Raw genomic sequence first — 23,113 nt, 5'->3', positions numbered from 1 at the left:
GCGCCCGCCGAGCCTCGGGGTTCGCGCAGGGTCGACGTATCGCGGCGGAATGAACCACACCCGCGCTCCACTCCCACTCCCGGCTCCGGTCCCGGTCCCACTCCCGGTTCCGGTCCCGGTCCCGCTCCCGGTTCTGGTTCCGGTTCCGGTTCCGGGAGCGTCGATGCGGATCTCCCACCCGTTGTCGTGGATGCGATGGTGACACGTCTCACACAGCAGCACCCCGTTGGAGAGATCGGTCGGCCCGCGATCGCGTGTCCACCAGCGGATGTGATGCGCCCTCGTCATCTCCGGCGGCAATCCGCACATCGCGCATCCCCCGTCACGCTCCACCAACGCCAGCCGTTGCGCCCGGGTGAACAACCGTTTCTCCCGCCCCCAATCGAGCACCTCACTGTCCCCACCGAGGACACAGGGGATCACGCCGCCCCCGGCCGCCATCCGCCGCGCCGCCCCGACACTGACCGGCTGATCCACACCATCCACGGTCGCCGACCCGGTCCCGGCCTCCAGATCATCGAGACCCACCCGCACGATCACCGTCGCACCCGCCACCGGAACCCGCCGCTCACACCCGAGCACATGCGCGCAGAACACCGAAAGAGCATCTGCCTGGATCATCGGCACCGTCCGCCGATCCCCATCAGGAGCGCCCGCATCGGGAGCATCCTTCCGCGCGGCGAACACCGCCGTCACGAACCCCCGGATCGCCGTCACCACCGGCGCCGCGGTCTCCACATCGAGAACCGCGTTCAGATGCACCATCCCGTCCCGCTCGAACAGCGACAACGCCCGCCTGCCACGGCGCTCTTCCTCACGCGGCTCCACCCCATCCGGGTCAAGCCACGCCTCCACCCGCACCACGAGCGTGCGCACACCATCGAGCGCGAGCCCTGCCGCCTTCTCCACCAGCATCCGCTCCCCCTCAGCGACGCGCTCCACCCCCGCCACAACCCGGCACCGATCCAGCGCCGCGATGATCACCGCCGCCGCCGGAGCCCCCAGCACCCCCGCATCCAACGCCGCACTCACCAACGGATACCTCGCCGGCAGACGCACCCCCAGAAGATCACTCCGCGGCGCCGTCGCCTCACCCACCCTGACAAGACGCGACGCCTCACCCCTCGACACCCCCGTCGCGGCCGCGATCAACGTCGCCGGACTACGAAAACCCTGCTGCTTCGCCAGACTCTCCGCACCCAACTCCGCACGCGACTCCCGAGAGATACACGCCGCCACCGACACATGCACCGCATCCAACCGACGCCGCAACACCCCGATCGACGCACTCACCGCAATCAACTGCTCCCGCGACAACTCCCCCGAATCCCCCACACCCGCCCACACCTCATCCAAGCGAGACATCGCCTCGTGCAACGCGGTCAAATTCGACATACTCGATTTTACCGCGACCACCACCGACATTCGAAGCTATATTCGAATCCATGCCGGCATATCAGCGGTGACACGATCCCTCTCCTGTCCGACGTCGACAGCTCGCTCCCGTCCCGCTCTCGACCGCCATCGATTCCACACGCGCCGGGAATCCTGCACGCCGCCCTCGCGTTCTCCCCCTCGGACCCTCCACGAAAGGCCCCCGATGACAGATCGCCCTCGCCGTTCGGCATGGCCGCCCCTGCTGCTCGCGATCGCGCTGGAGGTCACCGCGACCCTCTCGCTTCGTGCGGCAGAGGGATTCACGCATCCGCTCTGGCTGATCGTCGTGGTTCTGGGCTACTCCGGCTCACTGTGGCTGCTGTCGGTGGTGCTCGATCGCGGCATGGCCGTCGGGGTCGCGTACGGCATCTGGTCGGCGATCGGAGTCGTGCTGACCGCTGTGCTCGGCACCGTGCTGTTCGGCGAACTGCTGGGGCCGGTGCAGATCATCGGCGTCGGCGTGATCGTGGTCGGCGTGCTGCTCGTCGAACTCGGTTCTCACACGCGCGAGACGACGGAGATCACCCCATGACCTGGCTGCTCCTCTCCCTCGCGATCGCCAGCGAGGTCACCGCGACGTTGAGTCTGCGCGCATCCGAGGGGCTGCGACGTCGCCGTTGGATCCCCGTGATCGTCGTCGGCTACCTCGCGGCATTCACACTGCTCGGCACGATCCTGGCGATGGGAATGCCGGTGGGCGTCGCCTACGGAATCTGGGCCGCCGCCGGCGTCGCACTGACCGCCGTGCTGGGACGGGTGATCTTCAAAGACCATTTCTCGAGCATGATGGCCGTCGGCGTCGCGCTCATCGCCGTCGGTGTGGGGATGATCGAGTTCGGCGGCGGGCACTGACGATCGCCAGCGCCGCCGACTGATCGAGCGCCCCGAACGGATTCAGTACTGCGCCGAGAACGCGCCGTCGGACTTCAGCAGTTGCCCGGAGATCCAGCGCCCCTCGTCCGACACGAGGAACTCCACCACCGCAGCCACGTCCGCCGGCTGCCCGAGGCGCCCGAGGGGCGTCATCCCGGCCAGACCCGTGCGCGTCTCGTCGTCCATCCAGCCGGTGTCGATGGGGCCGGGGTTCAGCACGTTCGCCGAGATCCCGCGCGGACCGAGCTCGCGCGCCGCAGAGATCACGAGGCGGTCGAGGGCACCCTTGGATGCGCCGTACGGGAGGTTGCCGGTGACGTGGTCGCTGGTGAGCGCGAGGATCACTCCCCCATCGTCGCCGATCTGCCGCGCGAACGCGGCGATCAGCAGCAGAGTCGCCCGCGCGTTCACGGCGACGTGCAGGTCGAAGCTCTCGGCGGTCGTGTCGAGGATGCCCGACTCCATGTCGTGCGCGTGGCTCAGGATGAGGGCGGTGATCGGTCCGTGCGCGGCGGTGACCTCGGCGATCAGCGCCTCCGGTCCCTCGTGCGTCGAGAGGTCGGCCGGGTGGTCGGCATCGTGCAGGTCGCTGGTGACGACGGTCCATCCGGCGGCGCGCAGTCGAGGGACGATGCCGGCGGCGATGCTGTCGGCACGGGCGGCACCGGTGATCAGAGCGAGAGGCATGTCGCCACGCTATCGGAACCCGGAACTCCCCTCACGTCGCCAGGCACATCAGGGCGACCCCGGCGGCCAGCGCCCACGATTCGGTCGCGACCATTCGCGCGGTGCGCCCGTGATGGACGGGCTCGACGAACCAGTCCGCCACGACGGTCCACAGCACCACGCCGATCACTCCGGCGACGATCACGACCGACAGCAGCCCCGAGAGACCTCCGTGACCTCCGTGCGCCCCCGCACCGGCCTCTGGAGCCTCGCCTGTCACCGCACTCTCGAACGCGCAGACGGCGAGGAGCAGGGCGATGAGCGCACGGCGGAAGCACTCGCCGGCAGCCGAGGTTCCGCGCACCCCCACCGTGCCGAGCATGGCGGAGAGCAGCAGCACGACCCCCAGCCCCAGACCGACCATCGGGGCATCTCCGGCGAGCGCGGTCACGAGCATCGCGACCGCCATGACCAGCACGGCCTGCCGGCCCTGCCACGGCACGGCGCGCCCCGCGATCAGCGAGGCCACCGCCGCGACGACGGCCGCACCGACGAGCAACCAGGGCGCCGCCGGAACGAGATCATCCACACCCGAATCCTATTGACGTCGGAGCGCCCCGGGGCCGCGCCCGGCGTCCGGAATCAACGCCGCACGCGGCAGCCTGAATCAACGCCGCACGCGGCAGCCGGAATCAATGCCGCACGCGGCGTCCGGAATCAGCACCGCGCCCAGCGCCCGAGACGCAGGTGCGTGCCGAGATCAGGTGCGTATGAAGATCAGGCGAGTGCCGCGATCGCGTCGCGAAGGATGCCGTCGGCCTCGTCGAGGGCGGATGCCGCATCCTCGGGCGTCGCGTCGGCGGCGAGCATGAGGAGTGCGAGCTTGACCGAGCCGTCCGCCGCCTGCAGCGCCCCAGCCGCCTGATCGGTGTCGACGCCGGCGAGCTGCGACACCGTGCGGATGGAGCGGGCGTGGAGCTTCTCGTTCGTGGCCAGCAGGTCGACCATCACCCCTCGATACGTCTTGCCGAGGTTGATCATCGACAGCGTGGTGAGCATGTTGACGACGAGCTTCTGCGCGGTGCCCGACTTGAGCCGAGTGGATCCGGAGATGAACTCGGGACCGGTGACGACCTCGATCGCGATCTCGGCGGCCGCACCGATCTCGGAATCGGCGTTCGAGGCGATCGCGACCGTGAAGGCGCCGACGCTGCGCGCGTAGGTCAGCCCTCCCACGACATAGGGGGTGCGGCCGGATGCCGAGATGCCGACCACCGTGTCGCTCTCCGAGAGTGCGAGCCTCCGCAGCGAAGCCTCCGCGGCGGTGTCGTCGTCTTCGGCGTTCTCCACGGCCGAGCGGATCGCGGTCTCTCCGCCGGCGATCAGACCGACCACCATCGAGGGATCGGTGCCGAAGGTCGGCGGGCACTCGCTCGCGTCGAGCACGCCGATACGGCCTGCCGTGCCGGCGCCGATGTAGATGAGGCGCCCCCCGCGCCGGAACCGCGCGGTGATGCCGTCGACGGCGGCCGCGATCTCCTCGGCGTGCTCGGCGACGGCCTCGGGCACCCGCCGGTCCTCGGCGTTCATGCGCCGGACGAGCTCAGCGGTGCCGAGCAGGTCGAGGTCGCCGCGCTCGGTCGTCGAGGCCTCGGTGTCGAGGCGGTCGAGCACGGAGAGGAGGGCGGCGAGGCGGGAATCGTCATTCGGCACGGTGGACGAACCTTTCGTGGGGGAGGTCGGTGCGGCGTGCGAGCAGCAGCGCACCGTCGAGGGCGTCACCGCGCGCGGGGACGACCCGACGCCCGGCAGCCTGCAGGGAGGAGGTGAGGCACTCGCGGAACCACGAATGCGCGGTGAGTCCGCCATGGAGCACGACGTCGGCCGTGAGCGCGGACGCGGCGGACGCCGTCGCCGTGAGCAGTCGGATCCCCTCGGTGACGATCGCGCCGGCGACGACGTCGCCCGACTGCGCGGCGTCGAGGACGAGCGGGGCGAGCGTCGCGAGGCGCCGAGGGAGCGGACCGCCGCCCGCGAGCCAGGCCTGGATGTCGGTGACCGCGCCGACGGGCTCGGCGATGGCCTCGGTGAGCACTGTGCCCGGCGCCAACCCGTCGTCGGCGCGCAGCACCGCACGCAGCGCTTCGCGCCCGAGCCACGAACCGCTGCCGAAGTCGCCGAGTTCCGGCCCCCAGCCGTCGACGAGCCGTGCGTCATCGGCGTCGATGCCGAGCGCCACCGCTCCGGTGCCCGCGATGAGGAGCACTCCCCCGGCCCCGTCGAGCGCACCTGCGTGGGCGGTGACCACGTCGGAGGCGACAGCGACTGCGGCACCGGTCTCGGCGGCGAGCCGAGAGGACAGCCCCTGCGCCGCATCCGGTGCCATCCAGGCTCCCGCGGCACCGACGCCGATCCGGTCGAGTCGCTCCCCCGCCAGGAGCGGGAGGATGGCGTCGAACGCGCTGGCCACCCCGCCTGCTGCGGCCAGGCCGGGAGCGCCGACACCGTCACGTTCGATCCGGCCCTCGGCGTCGGAGACCAGGACACGACACCGCGACTTGCCGAGATCGACGGAGGCGCTCTTCTGCACGCTCATCGGCTCTCCTCGGATCGGCGGAAAAAGGCTGTGAAAAGAGACTACATGCGAAGTAGACTCTGCAAAAAGAATTTTCACCGCACCGGCGGCACCGCACGATGGAGGACCGATGAGCATCCAGTCGACGATCGAAGCCGCGGCTTCCACGCTCACGCCGTCGCTCGCCCGCATCGCGCTGGTCGTCCGGGAGAACCCCTCGGTCGTGATCGACAACACGATCAACGAGCTGGCCGCGGAATGCGAGACCTCGGTCGCGTCGGTCGTGCGCTTCTGCCGCGCCATCGGCTTCAGCGGCTACGCGCCGCTGCGCATGGCCCTGGCCGCCGAGCTCGGCAAGGAGGCGGCGCAGTTCTCGGCACGTGGAGCCTACGGATCGGAGATCTCCGACGACGACACCCTGCAGGAGGCGGTGTCGAAGGTCGCAGCTCTCGAGCTCCTGGCGATCGAGGAGACCGTCGCCCGACTCGACTTCGCCGTGCTCGAGGCGGCCGTCGACGTGATCGACCGCGCCGACCGGATCCTCCTCTACGGACTCGGCGCCAGTCGCTTCGTGGCCGAGGATCTCACCCACAAGCTCCTGCGCGTCGGTCGGAACGCGCACATGCCGGCAGACCCGCACGAAGCCGTGGCCGTCTCGGTGCTCCCCACCGCCCTGACCGTCGCGATCGGCTTCTCGCACTCGGGCTCGACACTCGAGACCGTGCGCTTCCTGGAGACGGCACGCACCAGCGGCGCCGCCACGATTGCTGTCACCTCGGCCAAGGATTCCCCCCTCGCGCGTGCGGCCGATCACCCGCTCTTCACCGAGGTGCGCGAATCGACCTTCCGCGCCGGTGCCATGGTGAGCCGCATCGCCCAGCTCACGCTCGTGGACTGCCTGTTCATCGGCGTCGCGAAGCGTCGATACACCGAGACCGTCGATGCTCTGGAGCGCACGGGCCAGGCCACCCGCGCCCTCCGCGGCTGAGGAACCACGGCCGGCACCGAACGAAGCGAGCCGCCCCACCCCGAAGGGAAGGACGGCTCGCCGTGCCGCGACGATCGCGTCGCGGGGGTGATGCGTGTTACTGGTACGACTTCACGATCTCGAGGAGGCTCGGGACGTTGGCGTAGGCCTCTGCCGCGTTCTCCTTGGTGACGATGATCGGGTCGAGCAGGTAGGCCGGAACGACCTTCACGCCGTTGTCGTACTGCTCGGTGTCGTTGACATCGACCTTCTCGCCCTTCTGGAGCTGGCCGACCATCTTGATCGACTGCTCGACGAGGAGCGTGGTGTCCTTGTTGATCGTGGAGTACTGCACACCCTCCATGATCGATTTGACCGACTCGACCTCGGAGTCCTGACCCGTGACCACCGGGACCGGCTTGCCCGCACCCTGCACCGAGGTGATGATGGCGCGAGCGAGGGTGTCGTTCGGAGACAGGACGCCGTCGAGCGTCTCGGAGCTGTACGTCGACGTCAGGATCGAGTCCATGCGGCGCTGAGCGTTCTCCGCCTTCCAGCCCTCGGTCGCCGTCTGGGCGATCTCGGTCTGACCCGAGACGACCTTGAGCGTGCCGTCGTCGATCTTCGGCTGCAGCACGTCCATCGCACCATTGAAGAACACGGCCGAGTTCGCGTCATCGGGCGAACCCGAGAACAGCTCGATGTTGTACGGAGCCTCGTGACCCGCGCGCTCGGCGAGCCCGTCGAGCAGAGCCTGACCCTGCAGCTGACCGACCTTGAAGTTGTCGAACGCGACGTAGTAGTCGACGGCTTCGGTGTTCTCGATAAGACGGTCGTAGGCGATGACGGTGACGCCGGCGTCACGGGCGGCCTCGACCTGCGTGGCGAGCTGCTTACCGTCCTTCGCGCCGATGATGATGACCTTGGCGCCACCGGTGACCATCGCCTGGATCTGGTTCTGCTGCTCGGCGACCGTGTTGCTGGCCGGTGCGTACTGCACGTCCGGCTTGAATCCGGCCTTCTTCAGGCCGTCCGTGAACAGCTGACCGGCGAGGACCCAGTTCTCCGAGGTCTTGTCCGGAAGGGCGACACCGATCGTGGCGTCGGCGGCGAAGCCCTTGGCGGTCTCCTCCCCCGCTCCCGATCCGGTTCCACCGCGCTCCGAGGAGCAGCCGGTGAGGGCGAAGGCGCCCGCGACGACAAGCGCTGTCGCCGACAGAAGAATCTTCTTCATGTGATCTCTTTCTCTGGTGTGTGAAGGTCCAGGTGCGCGTGCGGTACGCGCCTGGGCCCCTACTATCCGCGCGTCTCTTCGACGGCGGGGGCTTCGTACTTCTGGCTGGTGGGGTAGTTCGTCTTGGTCGGATCGAACGTGTCGGTCGCCGGATCCTGCTTGCGCCCGAAGCGACGCGTGAGGAATCCGATGATCGACGGGCGGCCCTGCTGCTTGTTCCAGACGTCGACACCGACGGCGAACAGCAGCACGAGGCCCTTGATCATCGACACCACGTCGGCACCGGCGCCCAGGAGGGCGAGGCCGTTGTTGAGGAACGCCATCACGAGACCACCGATGATCGACCCGATCACGGTTCCGATTCCACCGGAGACGGCTGCGCCACCGATGAAGACGGCGGCGATGGCATCCAGCTCCCAGCCGTTGCCGTCCTGCGGGCCGGAGGCCGTCGCCCTGGCGACGTAGATCATGCCGGCCAACGAGGCGAGCACGGACATGTTCATCATCACGAAGAAGTCGACCCAGCGGTCCTTCACACCCGACAGTCGCGCGGCCTGCCGGTTGCCGCCGACCGCGTAGATGTGGCGACCGAAGACGGTGTTGTTCGTGATGAACGAGTAGAGGATGACGAGGGCCAGCAGGATGATGCCCGAGATCGGGAAGCTGGTGCCCTCGCGCCCGGTGGCGAACAGCCAACCGGCGACGAGGATCACGACCGAGATGAGCACGACCTTGGTGACGCTCACCCAGAGCGGCGCCATGTCTGCGCCCATCTTGTGCTGGATGCGACGGGTGCGGATCTCCCAGAACACGATCCACGCGACGCCGGCGAGAGCGAGGAGCATGGTGAAGACGTTGAAGGGCACCGGGATGAACGACAGCTCGGGAAGGTATCCCGCGCCGATGACCTTGAAGCCCTGCGGCACCGGAATCGACAGCGAGTCGCCCACCGCCTGATTCGCGCCTCGGAAGAACAGCATGCCGGCCAGCGTCACGATGAACGCCGGCACCCCGACGTAGGCGACCCAGAATCCCTGCCAGGCACCGACCAGCACGCCGACACCGAGACCGAGGAGGATGCCCAACGGCCAGGGGAGGTTCCAGTCCTGCATGGCCTTGGCCACGACGATGCCCGTGAACGCGGCGACGGATCCGACGGAGAGGTCGATGTGACCCATGATGATGACCATCACCATGCCGATGGCCAGGATCAGGATGTACGAGTACTGGTTGACGACGTTGATCAGGTTGCCGGAGGACAGCGTCAGTCCGGTGCCCTTGAAGATCCACGTCAGCACCTGGAAGACGACCAGGATCACGACCAGGCTGCCGAGGATGCCGAACTGACGGAGGGTCGACTGCCCTCCCCCGAACATCTTCGTGATGTCCTTGAAGTGGAAGCCGCGCTTCGTTGCGGTGGTGTCGGTGGTCATGCGGATGCTTTCTGGGTCGCGGAGGTCATGCTGCGCATGAGGTCCTCAGGTGTCGCCTGGTCGGCCGGGATGCAGTCGGTGACCCGACCTTCGAAGACGGTGTAGATGCGGTCGGAGATGCCGAGGAGTTCGGGGAGCTCGCTGGAGATGACGATGACGCCCTTGCCCTGAGCCGCGAGTTCGTTGATGATCGCGTAGATCTCGTACTTCGCACCGACGTCGATGCCACGCGTGGGCTCGTCGAGGATGAGCAGGTCGGGGTCGGTGAACATCCACTTCGCCAGCACGACCTTCTGCTGGTTCCCACCGGACAGCTTGCCGACACCCTCTTCGACGGAGGGCGTCTTGATGCGAAGCGCCTTGCGATAGCGCTCAGCCACCGAGAACTCCTCACGGGAGTCGACGACGCCGTTGTGCGCGATCTTCGAGAGCTTCGCCGCGACGATGGACCGCTTGATCGTGTCGAGCAGGTTGAGTCCGAGCACCTTGCGGTCCTCGCTGACGTACGCGAGCCCGTGCTTGATCGCCGAGGCGACGTCGTGCAGGGCGACCTCCTGGCCGTCCTTGATCAGGGTGCCGGAGAGGAAGGTGCCGTAGGAGCGCCCGAAGATGCTCATCGCGAACTCGGTGCGACCCGCGCCCATGAGACCGGCGATGCCGACGACCTCGCCGCGGCGCACGTTGATGTTCGAGCCCTTCACGACCATGCGCTCCGGCACGGTCGGGTGCTGCACCCACCAGTCCTTGACCTCGAAGAACACCTCGCCGATCTCGGGGGTGCGATCCGGGTAGCGGCTCTCGAGCGAACGACCGACCATGCCGCGGATGATGCGATCCTCGTTGATCTCTCCGCGTGAGATGTCGAGCGTCTCGACCGTGCGGCCGTCTCGGATGATCGTGATCTCGTCGGCGATCTGCTCGATCTCGTTGAGCTTGTGGCTGATCATGATCGACGCGATGCCCTTGGCCTTCAGCCCCAGGATCAGGTCGAGCAGGTGCTGCGAGTCGTTCTCGTTGAGGGCAGCGGTCGGCTCGTCGAGGATGAGCAGCTTGACGTCCTTGTTCAGCGCCTTGGCGATCTCGATGAGCTGCTGCTTGCCGACGCCGAGGGTCTTGATCGGCACGTCGGGGTCTTCGCTCAGCCCGACGCGGGCGAGGAGCTCGATGGCCCGCTCCTTCTGAGCCGTCCAGTCGATGCGTCCGCCGCGCTGGATCTCGTTGCCGAGGAAGATGTTCTCGGTGACCGAGAGTTCGGGGATGAGCGCGAGCTCCTGGTGGATGATCGCGATACCCGCCTGCTCGCTGGCCGCGATGTCCCTGAACCGCTGCTCCTCACCGTAGAGCAGGATCTCGCCGTCGTAGGTTCCGTAGGGGTAGACCCCGGACAGAACCTTCATCAGGGTCGACTTCCCGGCGCCGTTCTCCCCGCAGATCGCGTGGATCTCGCCGGCGCGGACGGTGATGGAGACGTCGGCCAACGCCTTGACCCCAGGGAACTCCTTGGTGATGCTGCGCATCTCCAGGATGGGGCCTGACACGGTAGGCAACGTTGCTGTGGTGCTCACGGATCTTCCTCGCGACGTGCGGTCACCTTCGATGTGACCGTTCACATCGGTATATCGTCGTCTTCCGTGGGACCGGTGTCAAGTCGGCACCGGCAATTCGAATCCGGACCGTGACACTGTTGCTGCCGGCGCTATCTCGATCCACCACGCGACGGCACGGATCGAAAGGATTCGATGAATTCGAGCGGCGCGCCAGCGCTGCACGGAACGCGTCAGCGGATCACGGCGGACTCGCGCGCGCGCAGGATCGTCTGCAGCGGCCCGAACGCCGGCGGCTGCTCCCCCCGGATCTGCGCGAGCAGGATGCGCACTGCTCGACGACCGAGCTCGGGGAAGTCCTGGTGCACGGTGCTGAGCGTGGGAGCAACGTGCGCCGCGACCGGGATGTCGTCGAAGCCGATGACGCTCACATCGTGCGGCACCCGCACACCGGAATCACGGAAACCGTGCATCAGCCCGATCGCCATCAGATCGTTCGCGGCGAACACCGCAGTGAAGTCACGCCGGAGCGACAGCTCCTTGCCGGCGAAGTAACCGAAGTCGGCCGTCCAGTCGCCGCGGATCGGCGGGAACGTCGGCAGATCGGCCTCGCGCAGACCGTCGAGATAGCCGCGCATCCGCGACTCCGCCTCGATCCAGTCCTGGGGGCCGGCCAGGTGCAGGATGTCGCTGTGACCGAGCGAGATCAGGTGCTCGGTCGCCGCTTTGGCACCCGCGACCTGGTCGGCGGACAGACTCACTCCATCGGATCCGGACGCCGTCTGCAGGGTCACGAACGGCATGTCGACCGACATGCCGCGCAGCACATGGAACACCCGCACCTGCGGAGCGAGCACCACGATGCCGTCGGCCTGCTCACGCGACAGCTGCCGCACCGCATGGCCGATCGCCTCCGGTGTCGTGTCGGCGAGGTTCAGGGTCGAGACCGAATAGCCCTCCTCCCGCGCCGCATCCTCGATGCCGGCGATGGACGAGGTGGGTCCGAACTCGCCGATCGTCGCGGACAGGATCCCCAGCATGTTCGACTTGCTGGTGACCAGGGCGCGCGCGGCGAGGTTCGGCCGGTAGTCGAGGACCGAGATGGCATCGAGCACCTTGGCCTTCGTCTCGGGCCGGATGCTCGGATGATCGTTGAGCACCCGGGAGACCGTCTGATGCGAGACCCCGGCCAGTCGCGCGACGTCGCGGATACTCGGCAGGCGGGCGCGCTCGGAGGCGGTGGACATCACTTGCCTCCTTGCGTGTGCACGGTCACATCCCCACTACATTATGTCGGTCGACGCCGGCGCGTGCACCTCTCGACGGCGGGACCGTCGCCGAACGGCTTGTGCCCGGGCACCGGAACGACCCCCCGGTTTCGTCGGGCGGCACCGGATCCGCTCCGGCCCGCATGGCATGGTGACGACGTGGACACTCTGCTGCGCGGCGGGCGCGTGATCGACCCGAAGACGGAGACCGACCGGATCACCGATCTGCTGATCGCGGGCGGGCGCGTGGCGGCGGTCGGCGACGGGCTCACGGCGCCACCCGATGGCGAGGTCGTCGATGCCGCCGGCCTCATCATCGGGCCGGGTTTCGTCGACCTGCACAGCCACGTGCACTCGATCGCGGGGCACCGGCTGCAGGCGATGGACGGTGTCACCACCGCCCTCGACCTCGAAGCAGGGCTCATGCCGATCGCCGACGCTCTCGCGCGCGCCGCGGCCGACGGGCGCCCCCTGAACTACGGGTTCTCGGCCTCCTGGTCGCAGGCACGGGCATACGCGCACCTCGACCGGGTGCCCGTCGCCGACTTCACCGCGTCGATGGATCTGCTCGGCACGCCCGAGTGGCAGCGCTCCTCCTCCCCCGCGGAACGCCGCCGCTGGCTCGGTCTGCTCGAAGACGAGCTGGGGGCGGGGGCTCTCGGCATCGGCGTTCTCATGGGATACGCACCACGGTCCGATCCCGACGAATATCTCGACCTCGCACGTCTGGCCGCCGCAGCGCACGCCCCGACCTTCACGCACGTGCGGGAGCTGATCGAAGCCGACCCCCGCACGCCGATCGACGGCTCGGAAGAGCTCGTGCGCGCCGCTGCCGAGACCGGGGCCGCGATGCACCACTGCCATGTGAACAGCACCTCGCTGCGCCACGTCGACCGCGTGCTGGGCCTGCTCGACCGCAGCCGCGCCGCCGGATCCCGCGTCACCGTCGAGGCGTACCCCTACGGGGCCGGCAGCACGGCGATCGGCGCCTTCTTCCTGGCGCCGGAGAAGCTCCCAGGCCTCGGCATCACTCCACGGTCTCTCGTGCTCGTCGACACCGGCGAGCGCATCGCCGATGAGGCCCGCCTGCGCGAGGTACGCGCGACGGACCCCGGCGCCACCTGCATCGTCGCGTTCCTCGACGAGGGCGACCCGTTCGACCGCGCACACCTGCACCGCGCCCTGGCCTACCCGGATTCGATCGTGGCCAGCGATGCGATGCCGATCTCGTGGAACGCGAGCGGCGGACGCACCGTGTACGAACAGCGCGACTGGCCGCTCCCCGCGGGCGGCCACACTCATCCGCGCACCGCGGGCACCTTCGCGAAGTCGTTGCGGCTCATGGTTCTCGAGAGCGGCACGTGGAGCTGGCTCGAGGCCTTCCGCCGCTGCTCGTTCCTCCCCGCGCGGGTCCTGGACGAGGTCTCGTCCGGCATGCGGGGCAAGGGACATCTGGCGGTCGGCGCGGATGCCGACATCGTGGTGATCGACCCGACGACGCTGACCGACAGGGCGAGCTACGCCGACCCGATCCGACCGTCGCGGGGCGTCCGGGAGCTCTACGTGCACGGCACTCGCGTCGTGCACGAAGGAGAGATCGCGACCGCAGCCCTGCCGGGCCGCGCCGTACGAGGGGATGCCGCGTGAACGACGACCTGCAGGAGTTCTTGGACGCCACCGCCGCAGACCTGGGCGTCCCCGGCGCGGTGGTCGGTGTGATCGACGGGGATCGGGAGCTCATCGCGACGACCGGCGTCGCCGCGGTCGACACCGGCGCGGCGGTGACGGAGAGCACCCTGTTCCAGGTCGGCTCGACCTCGAAGACCTTCACGGGAACCGTCGCGATGCACCTGGTCGAGAACGGCGCACTCGACCTGGACACACGCGTGGTCGACGTGCTCCCCGACTTTCGTCTCGCCGACGGGGAGGCCCTCGCGGCGCTGCGCATCCGGCACCTCCTCACGCATTCCGGAGGGTTCCTGGGTGACGCGGATGATCGGCCAGGGTGGGATGACGACGCCCTCGCCCGCAACGTGGCCACCTTCTCCGATCTTCCGCAGTTCTTCGCGCCCGGTACCATCGCCTCGTACAGCAACGCCGGCATCCGGCTGCTGGGTCGCGTGATCGAGACGATCACGGATGAGACGTTCGAGCAGGCGGTGCAGCGCGTCGTCCTCGATCCGCTGGGCATGACGGAGACGTTCTTCTTCCCGTGGGACGTGATCGCTCGCCCCCATGCCGTGGGGCACGTCCCCGGCGAGAACGGAGCGATGGCGACGTTCCCGCACTGGCCCTTGACTCGCGACATCGCGGCCGAGGGCGGCATCGTGTCGTCGGTGCGCGATCAGCTCACCTACGCCCGTTTCCAGATGCGCGGCGAGTCCGAGGGCACGCCACCCGTGGGCGACGCGACCCGGCTCCTGATGCAGCAGCCCCACCTCGCCGCCGGTCCGCCCATCGACGCGATCGGTCTGCCCTGGCTACTCAGCCGACACGGTTCGGCTCGCGTCGTGATGCACGGGGGGAACATCTCCGACACGCAGCTGAGCGAGTTCGTGATGGCTCCGGAGGAGGACCTGGCCGTCACCGTGCTGACCAACAGCGGCAGCGGCAAGGCGCTCGGGGCGCAGCTCGTCGACTGGTGCTTCGCACGGCTTCGCGGCATCGAGAAGCCCCCCGAGACGGCAGAGCTGCACGCGGTGGAGCTGCTCGAGGAGATGGTCGGCACCTACGACGCCGGGCAGTGGCGCTACGACGTCACCCGTGTCGGCGATGCGCTCGAGTTCGCGATGGTGCTGCGTGAGGACATCGCCGCCCTCGGCATCCCGGCCCGCCCGCCGCTGCGGCTGCGCGTGCGCGCCGACGGCGCCCTCATCACCGACGCCGATCAGCCCGTCGGGCGCGTGCTCGACGCGGCTGAGGGTGGTCCCGAGCTGCTCCACGTGGGCATGCGCGCCGTGCGACGCCGCTGACCGCCGATCCTTCGTCCGGGCGCACCAAGGTCTGGGGAAGTCTCGTCGCCGGGCACCAACGAGGCGATGGAGCACGCGAATAGTCTCGGCCCCATCGCCGTCGCCCGAAGACGACGGCCCCACTCGACGAAGAGGAGCGCACGTGTCCGACCTGAACGAAATCGGCAGCTGGGTGCGGGAGAACCTTCCCACGATGCTGGCCGACGCGCACATTCCCGCGGCATCCGTCGCGATCCTGGCCGGTGGCGAGATCTTCACCACCGCAGCCGGGATCCTCAACCGCAACACCGGCGTCGAAGCCGACGAGGACTCGGTCTTCCAGATCGGCTCGATCACGAAGACGTGGACCGCGACGCTCATCATGCAGCTCGTCGACGAGGGTCTGCTCGACCTCGATGCCCCGGTGCGCGACACCGTGCCCGCGTTCGCGATCGGCGATGACGCGGCGGCGAGCGCGATCACCCCCCGCCAGCTGCTGAGCCACGTGAGCGGGTTCGAGGGCGACCTCTTCAACGACACGGGTGTCGGCGATGACGCGGTCGAGAAGTATCTCACGACGATCGCCGACGCTCCGCAGCTCTTCGCCCCCGGCGAGCGCTTCTCGTACAACAACGCCGCATTCGTGGTGCTCGGCCGCATCGTCGAGGTGCTGCGCGGCACGTCGTACGACCAGGCGCTGCGCACGCATCTCGCCGCCCCGCTGGGCCTCACGCACGTGGCCACGACGGCCGCCGAGGCGATCATGTTCCGTGCAGCGCTCGGGCACATCCCCGCCGAGAGCGGCGATGAGCCGGTCCCCGCGCCGGTGTGGAGCCTGGTGCGCTCGAACGCCCCGGCCGGATCGATGCTCGCCATGACGGCACGCGACCTCGTGACCTACGCCCGCATGCACCTCGACGGCGGGGTCTCCGCCGACGGCACGCGGGTGCTCTCGGAGCAGAGCGTGCGAGCGATGCAGGAGCGACAGGTCGATCTGCCGGAGCTCGGCCTGATGGGCGATGCCTGGGGCCTCGGCTGGGAGATCTTCGACTGGGACGGCGGACCCGTGATCGGGCACGACGGCGGCACGATCGGACAGAACGCGTTCCTGCGGATGGTCCCTGGCGCGGGGGTCGCGGTGGCCGTGCTCACGAACGGCGGGCGCACGGTCGACGCCTATCACGCGATCACATCGAAGGTGCTGGCGGCTCTCGCCGGGGTCACCGTACCCGCGCTCCCCTCGGTTCCGGAGTCACCGGTGCCGATCGACCTCGAACGGGTGCTGGGCACCTACTCGTCGTCGGTCTCCGACTCGACGGTGCGCGTCGACGACCAGGGTCGCATCTGGCTGGAGCGCACCATGAAGGGCATCTTCGCCGAGCTGGGTCCGGCTCCCGAACCGGTGGAGCTCGTCGGCTGGGCCGGCGACACCCTGCTCCCTCGCGAACCGCAGAACGGCATGCACATGCCGCATGCGTTCGTCGGCGACGACGGCAGCGGCCGCGCGCTGTACCTGCACACCGGACGCGCCGATCGCCGGGTGGACGCGTGACCATCACGACGAGCCCGGCATCCGAGACGTCGGCGCAGATCGCCGAGATCTTCGCCGGCGCGGGAGCCATGGGCTTCCTGCACGCGCGGGAGATCGGCGTGGCCGACGGTCCCGAGGTGACCGTCGGCGCCGACGATCCGGTGGTGCTCGCCTCGGTCTTCAAGATCCTGGTGCTCACCGCCTACGTGCGGGCGGTCGCCGCGGGCGAGCTCGACCCGACGGCCCGCACGACCGTGACGGCGCGCTACCGGATCGGCGGCGTGGGCACCGCCGGCTTCGCGGACGACGTCGAGGCCAGTTGGCGCGACCTGGCGCTGAACATGATGTCGATGAGCGACAACGCGGCCACCGACGTGATCTACCACCGCCTCGGAACCGAGGCGGTGGACCGGGTCATCGCCGACCTGGGGTTGGCGGACACCCGACTCATCGGATGCTGCGAAGACCTGTTCGCCTCGGTGATCGCCGACCTCGGCGGTACCCCGGACAGCCACCTGGACGAGCTGTTCACCGGCGCGACCGCAGAGCAGATCCTCGCGCTCGACGCCGTGCAGCCGCTGCGGACCTCGCACTCCACGCCGCGGGATGTCACCACACTGCTGAACGCCCTGTGGACCGACACCGCAGCCGCGGCCGAGGCCTGCCGTCAGGCGCGCGACATCATGGCGCTGCAGATCTGGCCGCATCGGCTGACCGCCGGATTCCCCGGCGAGGTGCGCATCGCCGCGAAGACCGGCACGCTGCCCACCTGGCGCAACGAGGCCGGCGTCGTGACCTATCCCGACGGCCGTCGGTACGCGGTGGCCGTGTTCACCCGGGCCGCCTCGCTCGCCGACCGGCAGCCGCTCGTCGACGCCTCGATCGGCCGTGCCGCCTTCGCCGCCGTCGAGGCCCTGCGCACACAGACCGTCTGATCCGCACTCCCCCTGCACCACCGCACTCCCCCTGCACGACCCACCTGCACCATCCCGAACACTGCTGGAGGCTTCTGATGCGTTCTCGTACCCCGCTGATCGCGCTGCTCGGCGCTGCGGCGCTCGCCCTGACATCCTGCGCCGCGGGCGCCCCACCGAGCGGAGGCGACGGCACCGACGGCGTGCTCGCCGACGGCAAGACCTTCACCTCGGTGATCTCCACCGATCCGGGCAGTCTCGATCCGTTCGTCACCGTGATGTCGGTGGCGCGATCCATCGACCGTTTCCTCTACGCACGGCTCGTGGAAGTGCTGGAGGACGGCAGCATCGCCTCAGGCCTCGCCGACTCCTGGGAGGCGGACACGACCACGGCGACCTTCACGCTGCGCGACGGCATCACCTGTGAAGACGGCACCCCGCTGACGGCGACCGATGTGGCCGCGAACATCACCCACATCGGCGACCCCGCCAACGGCTCTCCTCTGGTCGGGCTGCAGGTGCAGCCGGGCACCAGTGCCGTGGGTGACGACGCCACCGGCACCGTGACGGTCACCAGCGGACGACCGGACTCGTTCCTGATCGAGAACATCGGGAGCATCTCCATCGTCTGCGGCTCGGTGATCGACGACCCGGATGCGCTCGCGAAGGGCGCCGGCGCGACCGGGATGTTCACCATGACCGAGGTCGTGCCGAACAGCCAGTACACGCTGACCCGCCGCGACGACTTCACCTGGGGACCCGACGACTGGGACCCGAAGCAGAAGGGTCTCCCCGACGCGGTGGTGTTCCGGGTGGTCCCGAACGAGACGACCGCCACCAACCTGCTGCTCTCCGGTGAGGTCAACGCCGCTCTCGTGATCGGCCCCGACAACCAGCGTCTGAAGGACGCGGGCCTGTTCCACACCGAGATCCCGACTCCGGCGGGGCAGTTCATCTTCAATCAGGCGGAGGGACGCCCCACGGCTGATCAGGCCGTGCGCGAAGCGCTGATCGAAGCCCTCGACCTCGACCAGATGCGCCAGGTGCTCGGCAGCGGCGCCGGCACCGTTCCGACGGGTCTCGTGACCGTGTCGCCGAATCCCTGCCGCGCCGACGTGCTCACGGGCTTCATGCCGGAGTTCGATGCGAAGGCCGCCGCCGCCGCCCTCGACAGCGCCGGCTGGAAGGCCGGCAGCGACGGGGTGCGCACCAAGGACGGGGAGACGCTGACGCTGCGCATGATCTACTCCTCGCAGCTCGGCGACGCCGGCAACGCGTCGGCGGAGCTCGCCCAGGCCGCGTGGAAGGATCTCGGAGTCGACATCACCGTCGCCGCCGTGGACTCCCCGACGCTGAGCGAGACCCTGTTCTCCACCGGCGACTGGGACATCTCGGCCGCACCGCTCACGGTCTCGCTGCCCAGCATGCTCGTGCCGTTCTACTCCGGTCCGACACCGCCCAACGGCACCAACTTCGCCTCCATCGACAACCCGGAGTACACCGACGCCGTCACCGCGGCATCCGCCAAGGCCGGCAGCGAAGGATGCGACGACTGGGGCGCTGCGGAACAGGCCCTGTACGCGACGACCAGCGTCGTGCCGTACGCGAACATCAACCGCTCGACCTTCGCGACCAAATCGACGTTCACCGAGGGCGACGGCATCGACCCCACGTCGATCCGCATGTACGAGTAGACCGAAGACCGGAGACAGCCGATGGCCAGCACCACCGCCACGCAGGCGATACTGATCAGATCCGCACGGTCGGACAACCCGTGGGTGTCCTTCCTGGTCCGGCGCGGAGGGCAGTTCGTGCTCTCGGTGTGGGTGCTGGTCACGGCTGCCTTCCTCATGATCCACCTCGTGCCGGGCGACCCGGTGCGCGCTGCCCTCGGGCTGAACGCCCCGGCCGAGCTGGTCGAGGCCCGACGCGCGGCGCTCGGCCTCGACCAGCCGCTCATCGTGCAGTACTTCCGCTACATCGGGGGCCTGTTCACGGGCGACATGGGCTCCTCGATGATCACCAGTCAGCCGGTCTCCGAGATCATCGCCACCCGGCTCCCCGCCACGCTGCAGCTCGCCGTGCTCGCTGTCGTGCTCGTGCTCCTGGTCTCGGTCCCCCTCGGGGTGACGATGGCCGTCGCCACCCGCGGCGGGCGGCGACGTGGCCTCGAACTCGCCTTCGCGACCGGATCGGTCATCCTGGCCGCGATTCCCGAGTTCCTGCTCGCCGTCGGTCTCGTCTACGTCTTCGCGGTGTCGCTGGGCTGGTTCCCGGTGGCGGGCAACACCGCGCCGTTCTCGCTCGTGCTGCCCGTGGTGGCGCTCGCGGTCGGACCGATCGCCGTGTTCTCCCGCATCATCCGGGTCGAGGTGCTCTCGGTGCTCGGTCAAGACTTCATCCGCACCGCACGGGCGAAACGTCTGGCCCCGCACCGCATCTACTCGCGCCACGCGCTGCCGAACGCCATGACCGCGACCCTCACCCTCACCGGCCTGCTCCTGACCGGCATGGTCGCCGGCACCGTGCTCGTGGAGAACGTCTTCGCCTGGCCGGGCCTGGGCACCATGATCGTGCAATCGATCCTCAGCAAGGATTACTCCGTCGTGCAGGGCATCGTGCTCGTCTACGGGGTCGGGGTGCTCGTCGTGAACCTCGTGATCGACGTGATCCTCGCGCTCCTCGATCCTCGCTCCACCATCAGGGAGGCATGATGTCGGCACGCACCGCCTGGTCGGGCATCGTCCGTTCACCCCTCGGGATCACGGCTCTCAGCCTGATGCTCCTCGTCACCCTCGGCGCGATCTTCGCCCCGATCATCTGGGGTGCGCAGGCCGAGCAGGTGAATCCGGCCGCCATCACCCAGGGCCCCAGCGCCGAGCACCTGCTGGGCACCGACACCCTCGGACGCGACGTGCTCGCCCGTGTCCTGGTCGCGACCCGGCTCTCCGTGGTGCTCGCGGTGATCGCCGTGATCATCGGGGTGGTCGCCGGCACCCTCCTCGGCACGGCGCCGTCGGTGCTCCCCCGGTGGCTCGGACGCCCGATCGTCGGGTTCGTCAACATCGCGGTCGCCTTTCCCGGCCTCCTGCTCGCCCTGTTCTTCGCGGTCATCTTCGGCGTCGGCTCCACGGGCGCCGTGCTTGCGATCGGATTCGCGATGGCTCCGCAGTTCGCCCGACTCACGCAGACCCTGTCGGCCGCGATCGCGGGCCGCGACTTCATCTCCGCCGCCCAGGTCGCCGGCGTCTCGCGCTTCCGCATCCTGATCCGCCACGTCCTGCCGAACATCGGCGAACCGCTCATCGTGAACGCGACAGTGGCGGCCGGCTCGGCGCTGCTCGCCTTCGCCGGGCTGTCGTTCCTCGGCCTCGGCGTGCAGGTGCCCGAATACGACTGGGGCCGGCTGCTCGGCGAGGGCCTGAACCGCATCTACCTGAACCCGGCGGCCGCCCTCGGCCCCGCCGTGGCGGTCGTCATCGCGGGACTCGCGTTCAATCTCCTGGGCGAGACCGCGGCCGCAGCCCTCGGCGGACGATCCGCCAGGCGCCGGCACCGTCTCCCCGCCGTCGCGCTCCCCGGCGCGAGCACGCCCGGCGCCGCCCAGCCCGCGCAGGTCGACGGTGAAGAAGTGGTGCTCCTCGTCGACGACCTGCGCGTCTCCTTCCCGACGCCGGCCGGCTGGGTCACCCCGGTGCGCGGCGTCTCGTTCACGATCTCGCGCGGTGAGGCGATCGGTGTCGTCGGCGAATCCGGCTCGGGCAAGAGCCTCACCGCGCTCGCGGCCGCCCGCCTCATCGAACGCCCGGGTCATGTCGCCGCCGACCGCCTCGACTTCTGCGGCACGCCGTTGATGACCACATCGGACCGCGCGGTGCGGAGCCTGCTCGGCACCTCGCTCTCGATGGTGTTCCAGGACCCGATGACCTCGTTCAATCCGACCAGGCGCATCGGATCGCAGCTCGCCGAGGCCGCCTCCGAGCACCAGGACATCACCCGGAAGCAGGCCATGGATCGGGCGATCGAACGCCTGCAGTCGGTCCGGGTGCCCGCGGCCACCCGACGCGCCCACCAGTACCCCCACGAGTTCTCCGGCGGCATGCGACAGCGCGCCATGATCGCCATGGGACTCATGAACCACCCGCGTCTGATCATCGCGGATGAGCCGACGACAGCGCTCGACGTGACCGTGCAGCGGCAGGTGCTCCAGCTGTTGGCGGGCGTGCGCCGCGACACCGATGCGGCCATCCTGCTGATCAGCCACGACATCGCCGTGGTCGCCCAGACCTGCGACCGAGTGCTGGTCATGTACGCGGGCCGCATCGTCGAGGACCTGCCTGCGGCCACGCTGCACACCGACGCCCGGCACCCGTACACGCGAGCCCTGCTCGAGGTCGTTCCCGAGCTCGACGCCGACCGCAGCGAGCCGCTCAAGATGATCCCCGGCCGTCCCCCGGCTCCCGGGGCATTCCCGGTCGGCTGCGCGTTCGCCGCCCGCTGTCCTCTCGCGACCGATCTCTGCCGCGAGAGCGATCCCGAGCTGGTGGCGGATGCCGATGGACACCGCGTCGCGTGCTGGCACCCGGTGGACGGCGAGGCCCCGGTCCCGGTGGCGATCGCCACGGTCGCCGACGAGACGACCGCAGAAGAGGAAGAGACGGTCCTGCGATGAGCGAGCTGCGTTTCGATCAGGTCAGCGTGCGCTACGGCACGCATCGTTCCGGCCTCACCGCCGTCGACGACGTCTCGCTCGTGGTCCCGTCCGGATCCGTCGTCGGACTCGTCGGCGAGTCGGGATCCGGAAAGTCGACCCTGGCCCGCGCGGCGATCGGGCTGGCCCCGATCAGCGAGGGGACCATCACGCTCGACGGCGTGGACGTGCGGACCTTCCGTCGTCGTCGCCCGATCCAGATGGTGTTCCAGGATCCGTTCTCCTCACTCGATCCGCGCATGACGATCGGCGAGTCGATCGCCGAGGCGCTGCCGCGTGACATCCGCGGTGCGAACGCCCGGCGCACCGAGGTCGCCCGTCTGCTCGACCTCGTGAGCCTCGACGCCGACCGCGCGCAGTCGCTCCCTGCCGCGCTCTCGGGCGGACAGCGTCAGCGCATCGCCCTGGCCAGGGCGCTCGCCGCCCGGCCCGAGGTCGTGATCGCCGACGAGATCACCTCAGCACTCGACGTGTCGGTGCAGGGCTCCGTGCTCAACCTCGTGCGGGAGCTGCGTGGCGAGCTCGACCTCACGATGCTGTTCATCTCGCACAATCTGTCTGTCGTGCGCTACCTGAGCGACTACATCGCGGTGATGTACCTCGGGCGCATCGTCGAGTTCGGGCCCACCGAGCAGGTGCTCGCCGACCCGCAGCACCCGTACACGCGGGATCTGCTGCAGGCGGCGCCCACCCGGCACGGGAACCTGCTCGCGGTCGATCCGCTCGCACCGATCGATGTCGAGCCGGCCGATCCGCACGCGCCGCCCAGCGGATGCCGCTTCCACCCGCGGTGTCCGATCGGCCCGGCCGCACGACCCGACCGTCAGATCTGCGTCATCGCGGAGCCTCCGCTGCCCGCGGGCACGGCGGGCGCTGCCTGTCATTTCGCGGGGACGCCTGCCGACGCCGCGCTCGGGACTGTGCCCACCTCCCAAAGCATCCCCCTGGTTTCGGCCGCGACCACAACACGGTCCCCGCTCTCAGCGGACACAGTGGACTGACCATCGAT

General features: G+C 69.1%; 20 protein-coding genes. 11 read left to right on the top strand and 9 right to left on the bottom strand.

Features of this window, described 5'->3' with window-relative positions:
• A partial coding sequence (locus DW307_RS05330; protein ID WP_240750505.1) for an HNH endonuclease signature motif containing protein occupies positions 1–1,395 on the bottom strand: 1,395 nt, incomplete at its 3' end.
• A gap of 205 nt (positions 1,396–1,600) precedes the next feature.
• Here DW307_RS05330 and DW307_RS05325 point away from each other — a divergent pair.
• Together DW307_RS05325 and DW307_RS05320 are read left to right on the top strand one after the other, a co-directional pair.
• Positions 1,601–1,969 carry a DMT family transporter gene (locus DW307_RS05325; protein WP_029259636.1) on the top strand — a complete coding sequence of 123 codons (369 nt, stop codon included), beginning with the start codon at positions 1,601–1,603 and terminating at the stop codon, positions 1,967–1,969.
• Positions 1,966–2,289, top strand: a complete 324-nt coding sequence (locus DW307_RS05320; RefSeq protein ID WP_029259635.1) for a DMT family transporter — start codon at positions 1,966–1,968, stop codon at positions 2,287–2,289. Before DW307_RS05325 ends, DW307_RS05320 begins: the two co-directional genes overlap by 4 nt.
• 42 nt (positions 2,290–2,331) lie before the next feature.
• On the opposite strand, the gene DW307_RS05315 is transcribed toward DW307_RS05320, so the two are convergent.
• The 4 genes from DW307_RS05315 to DW307_RS05300 all read right to left on the bottom strand — a co-directional run bounded on the left by DW307_RS05315 (position 2,332) and on the right by DW307_RS05300 (position 5,572).
• Positions 2,332–2,997, bottom strand: coding sequence for an SDR family oxidoreductase (locus DW307_RS05315; protein WP_136024219.1), 666 nt, complete (start codon positions 2,995–2,997; stop codon positions 2,332–2,334).
• A 31-nt stretch (positions 2,998–3,028) separates the two neighbouring features.
• Positions 3,029–3,565 carry a hypothetical protein gene (locus DW307_RS05310; protein ID WP_029259633.1) on the bottom strand — a complete coding sequence of 179 codons (537 nt, stop codon included), beginning with the start codon at positions 3,563–3,565 and terminating at the stop codon, positions 3,029–3,031.
• Positions 3,566–3,753: 188 nt separating this feature from the next.
• The gene (gene murQ, locus DW307_RS05305) at positions 3,754–4,689 is read right to left on the bottom strand and encodes an N-acetylmuramic acid 6-phosphate etherase (protein ID WP_029259632.1); all 936 of its coding nucleotides are present in this window, start codon (positions 4,687–4,689) and stop codon (positions 3,754–3,756) included.
• Complete coding sequence (locus DW307_RS05300) at positions 4,679–5,572, bottom strand: N-acetylglucosamine kinase (RefSeq protein WP_029259631.1); 894 nt, start codon at positions 5,570–5,572, stop codon at positions 4,679–4,681. Before DW307_RS05300 ends, murQ begins: the two co-directional genes overlap by 11 nt.
• A gap of 109 nt (positions 5,573–5,681) precedes the next feature.
• Here DW307_RS05300 and DW307_RS05295 point away from each other — a divergent pair, with 109 nt between their 5' ends.
• The gene (locus DW307_RS05295; RefSeq protein ID WP_136024218.1) at positions 5,682–6,539 is read left to right on the top strand and encodes a MurR/RpiR family transcriptional regulator; all 858 of its coding nucleotides are present in this window, start codon (positions 5,682–5,684) and stop codon (positions 6,537–6,539) included.
• 97 nt (positions 6,540–6,636) lie between these two features.
• Here the strand turns inward: DW307_RS05295 and DW307_RS05290 are convergent, their stop codons facing one another.
• The 4 genes from DW307_RS05290 to DW307_RS05275 all read right to left on the bottom strand — a co-directional run bounded on the left by DW307_RS05290 (position 6,637) and on the right by DW307_RS05275 (position 11,976).
• On the bottom strand, positions 6,637–7,752 hold the full coding sequence (locus DW307_RS05290) for a substrate-binding domain-containing protein (protein WP_045262879.1): 1,116 nt from the start codon (positions 7,750–7,752) through the stop codon (positions 6,637–6,639).
• A 62-nt stretch (positions 7,753–7,814) separates the two neighbouring features.
• Positions 7,815–9,185 (bottom strand): multiple monosaccharide ABC transporter permease, encoded by a 1,371-nt coding sequence (gene mmsB, locus DW307_RS05285; RefSeq protein WP_021199881.1) that lies wholly within the window; start codon positions 9,183–9,185, stop codon positions 7,815–7,817.
• Positions 9,182–10,723: a multiple monosaccharide ABC transporter ATP-binding protein gene (gene mmsA / locus DW307_RS05280; protein WP_021199882.1), complete on the bottom strand. Its 1,542-nt coding sequence runs from the start codon at positions 10,721–10,723 to the stop codon at positions 9,182–9,184. Before mmsA ends, mmsB begins: the two co-directional genes overlap by 4 nt.
• Positions 10,724–10,962: 239 nt before the next feature.
• Positions 10,963–11,976: a LacI family DNA-binding transcriptional regulator gene (locus tag DW307_RS05275; RefSeq protein WP_136024217.1), complete on the bottom strand. Its 1,014-nt coding sequence runs from the start codon at positions 11,974–11,976 to the stop codon at positions 10,963–10,965.
• 180 nt (positions 11,977–12,156) lie between these two features.
• On the opposite strand from DW307_RS05275, the gene DW307_RS05270 reads away from it, so the two are divergent.
• From DW307_RS05270 to DW307_RS05235, 8 genes are all read left to right on the top strand, one after another.
• Complete coding sequence (locus DW307_RS05270) at positions 12,157–13,644, top strand: amidohydrolase family protein (RefSeq protein WP_136024216.1); 1,488 nt, start codon at positions 12,157–12,159, stop codon at positions 13,642–13,644.
• Positions 13,641–14,969 (top strand): serine hydrolase domain-containing protein, encoded by a 1,329-nt coding sequence (locus DW307_RS05265; RefSeq protein ID WP_136024215.1) that lies wholly within the window; start codon positions 13,641–13,643, stop codon positions 14,967–14,969. The genes DW307_RS05270 and DW307_RS05265 overlap by 4 nt, the downstream gene beginning before the upstream one ends.
• Before the next feature lie 142 nt (positions 14,970–15,111).
• Entirely contained in the window at positions 15,112–16,500 is a 1,389-nt protein-coding gene (locus tag DW307_RS05260; RefSeq protein WP_136024214.1) for a serine hydrolase domain-containing protein, read from the top strand.
• Positions 16,497–17,414 carry a serine hydrolase gene (locus tag DW307_RS05255; protein ID WP_240750503.1) on the top strand — a complete coding sequence of 306 codons (918 nt, stop codon included), beginning with the start codon at positions 16,497–16,499 and terminating at the stop codon, positions 17,412–17,414. The genes DW307_RS05260 and DW307_RS05255 overlap by 4 nt, the downstream gene beginning before the upstream one ends.
• Before the next feature lie 77 nt (positions 17,415–17,491).
• A complete protein-coding gene (locus DW307_RS05250; protein ID WP_136024213.1) occupies positions 17,492–19,087 on the top strand; it encodes an ABC transporter substrate-binding protein in 1,596 nt (531 codons plus the stop codon).
• Between the two features lie 21 nt (positions 19,088–19,108).
• Positions 19,109–20,107 carry an ABC transporter permease gene (locus DW307_RS05245; protein WP_051668055.1) on the top strand — a complete coding sequence of 333 codons (999 nt, stop codon included), beginning with the start codon at positions 19,109–19,111 and terminating at the stop codon, positions 20,105–20,107.
• Positions 20,107–22,065, top strand: coding sequence for a dipeptide/oligopeptide/nickel ABC transporter permease/ATP-binding protein (locus tag DW307_RS05240; protein ID WP_205810389.1), 1,959 nt, complete (start codon positions 20,107–20,109; stop codon positions 22,063–22,065). Before DW307_RS05245 ends, DW307_RS05240 begins: the two co-directional genes overlap by 1 nt.
• Complete coding sequence (locus DW307_RS05235; RefSeq protein WP_136024211.1) at positions 22,062–23,105, top strand: ABC transporter ATP-binding protein; 1,044 nt, start codon at positions 22,062–22,064, stop codon at positions 23,103–23,105. The genes DW307_RS05240 and DW307_RS05235 overlap by 4 nt, the downstream gene beginning before the upstream one ends.
• The last annotated feature ends 8 nt before the right edge of the window (positions 23,106–23,113 follow it).

The sequence above is a fragment of the Microbacterium sp. K27 genome, from assembly GCF_004794435.1.
GTDB classification, from domain to species: domain Bacteria; phylum Actinomycetota; class Actinomycetes; order Actinomycetales; family Microbacteriaceae; genus Microbacterium; species Microbacterium maritypicum_A.
The sequence above is the reverse complement of the archived record's forward strand: the minus strand, read 5'-3'. Positions and strand labels throughout refer to the sequence as shown.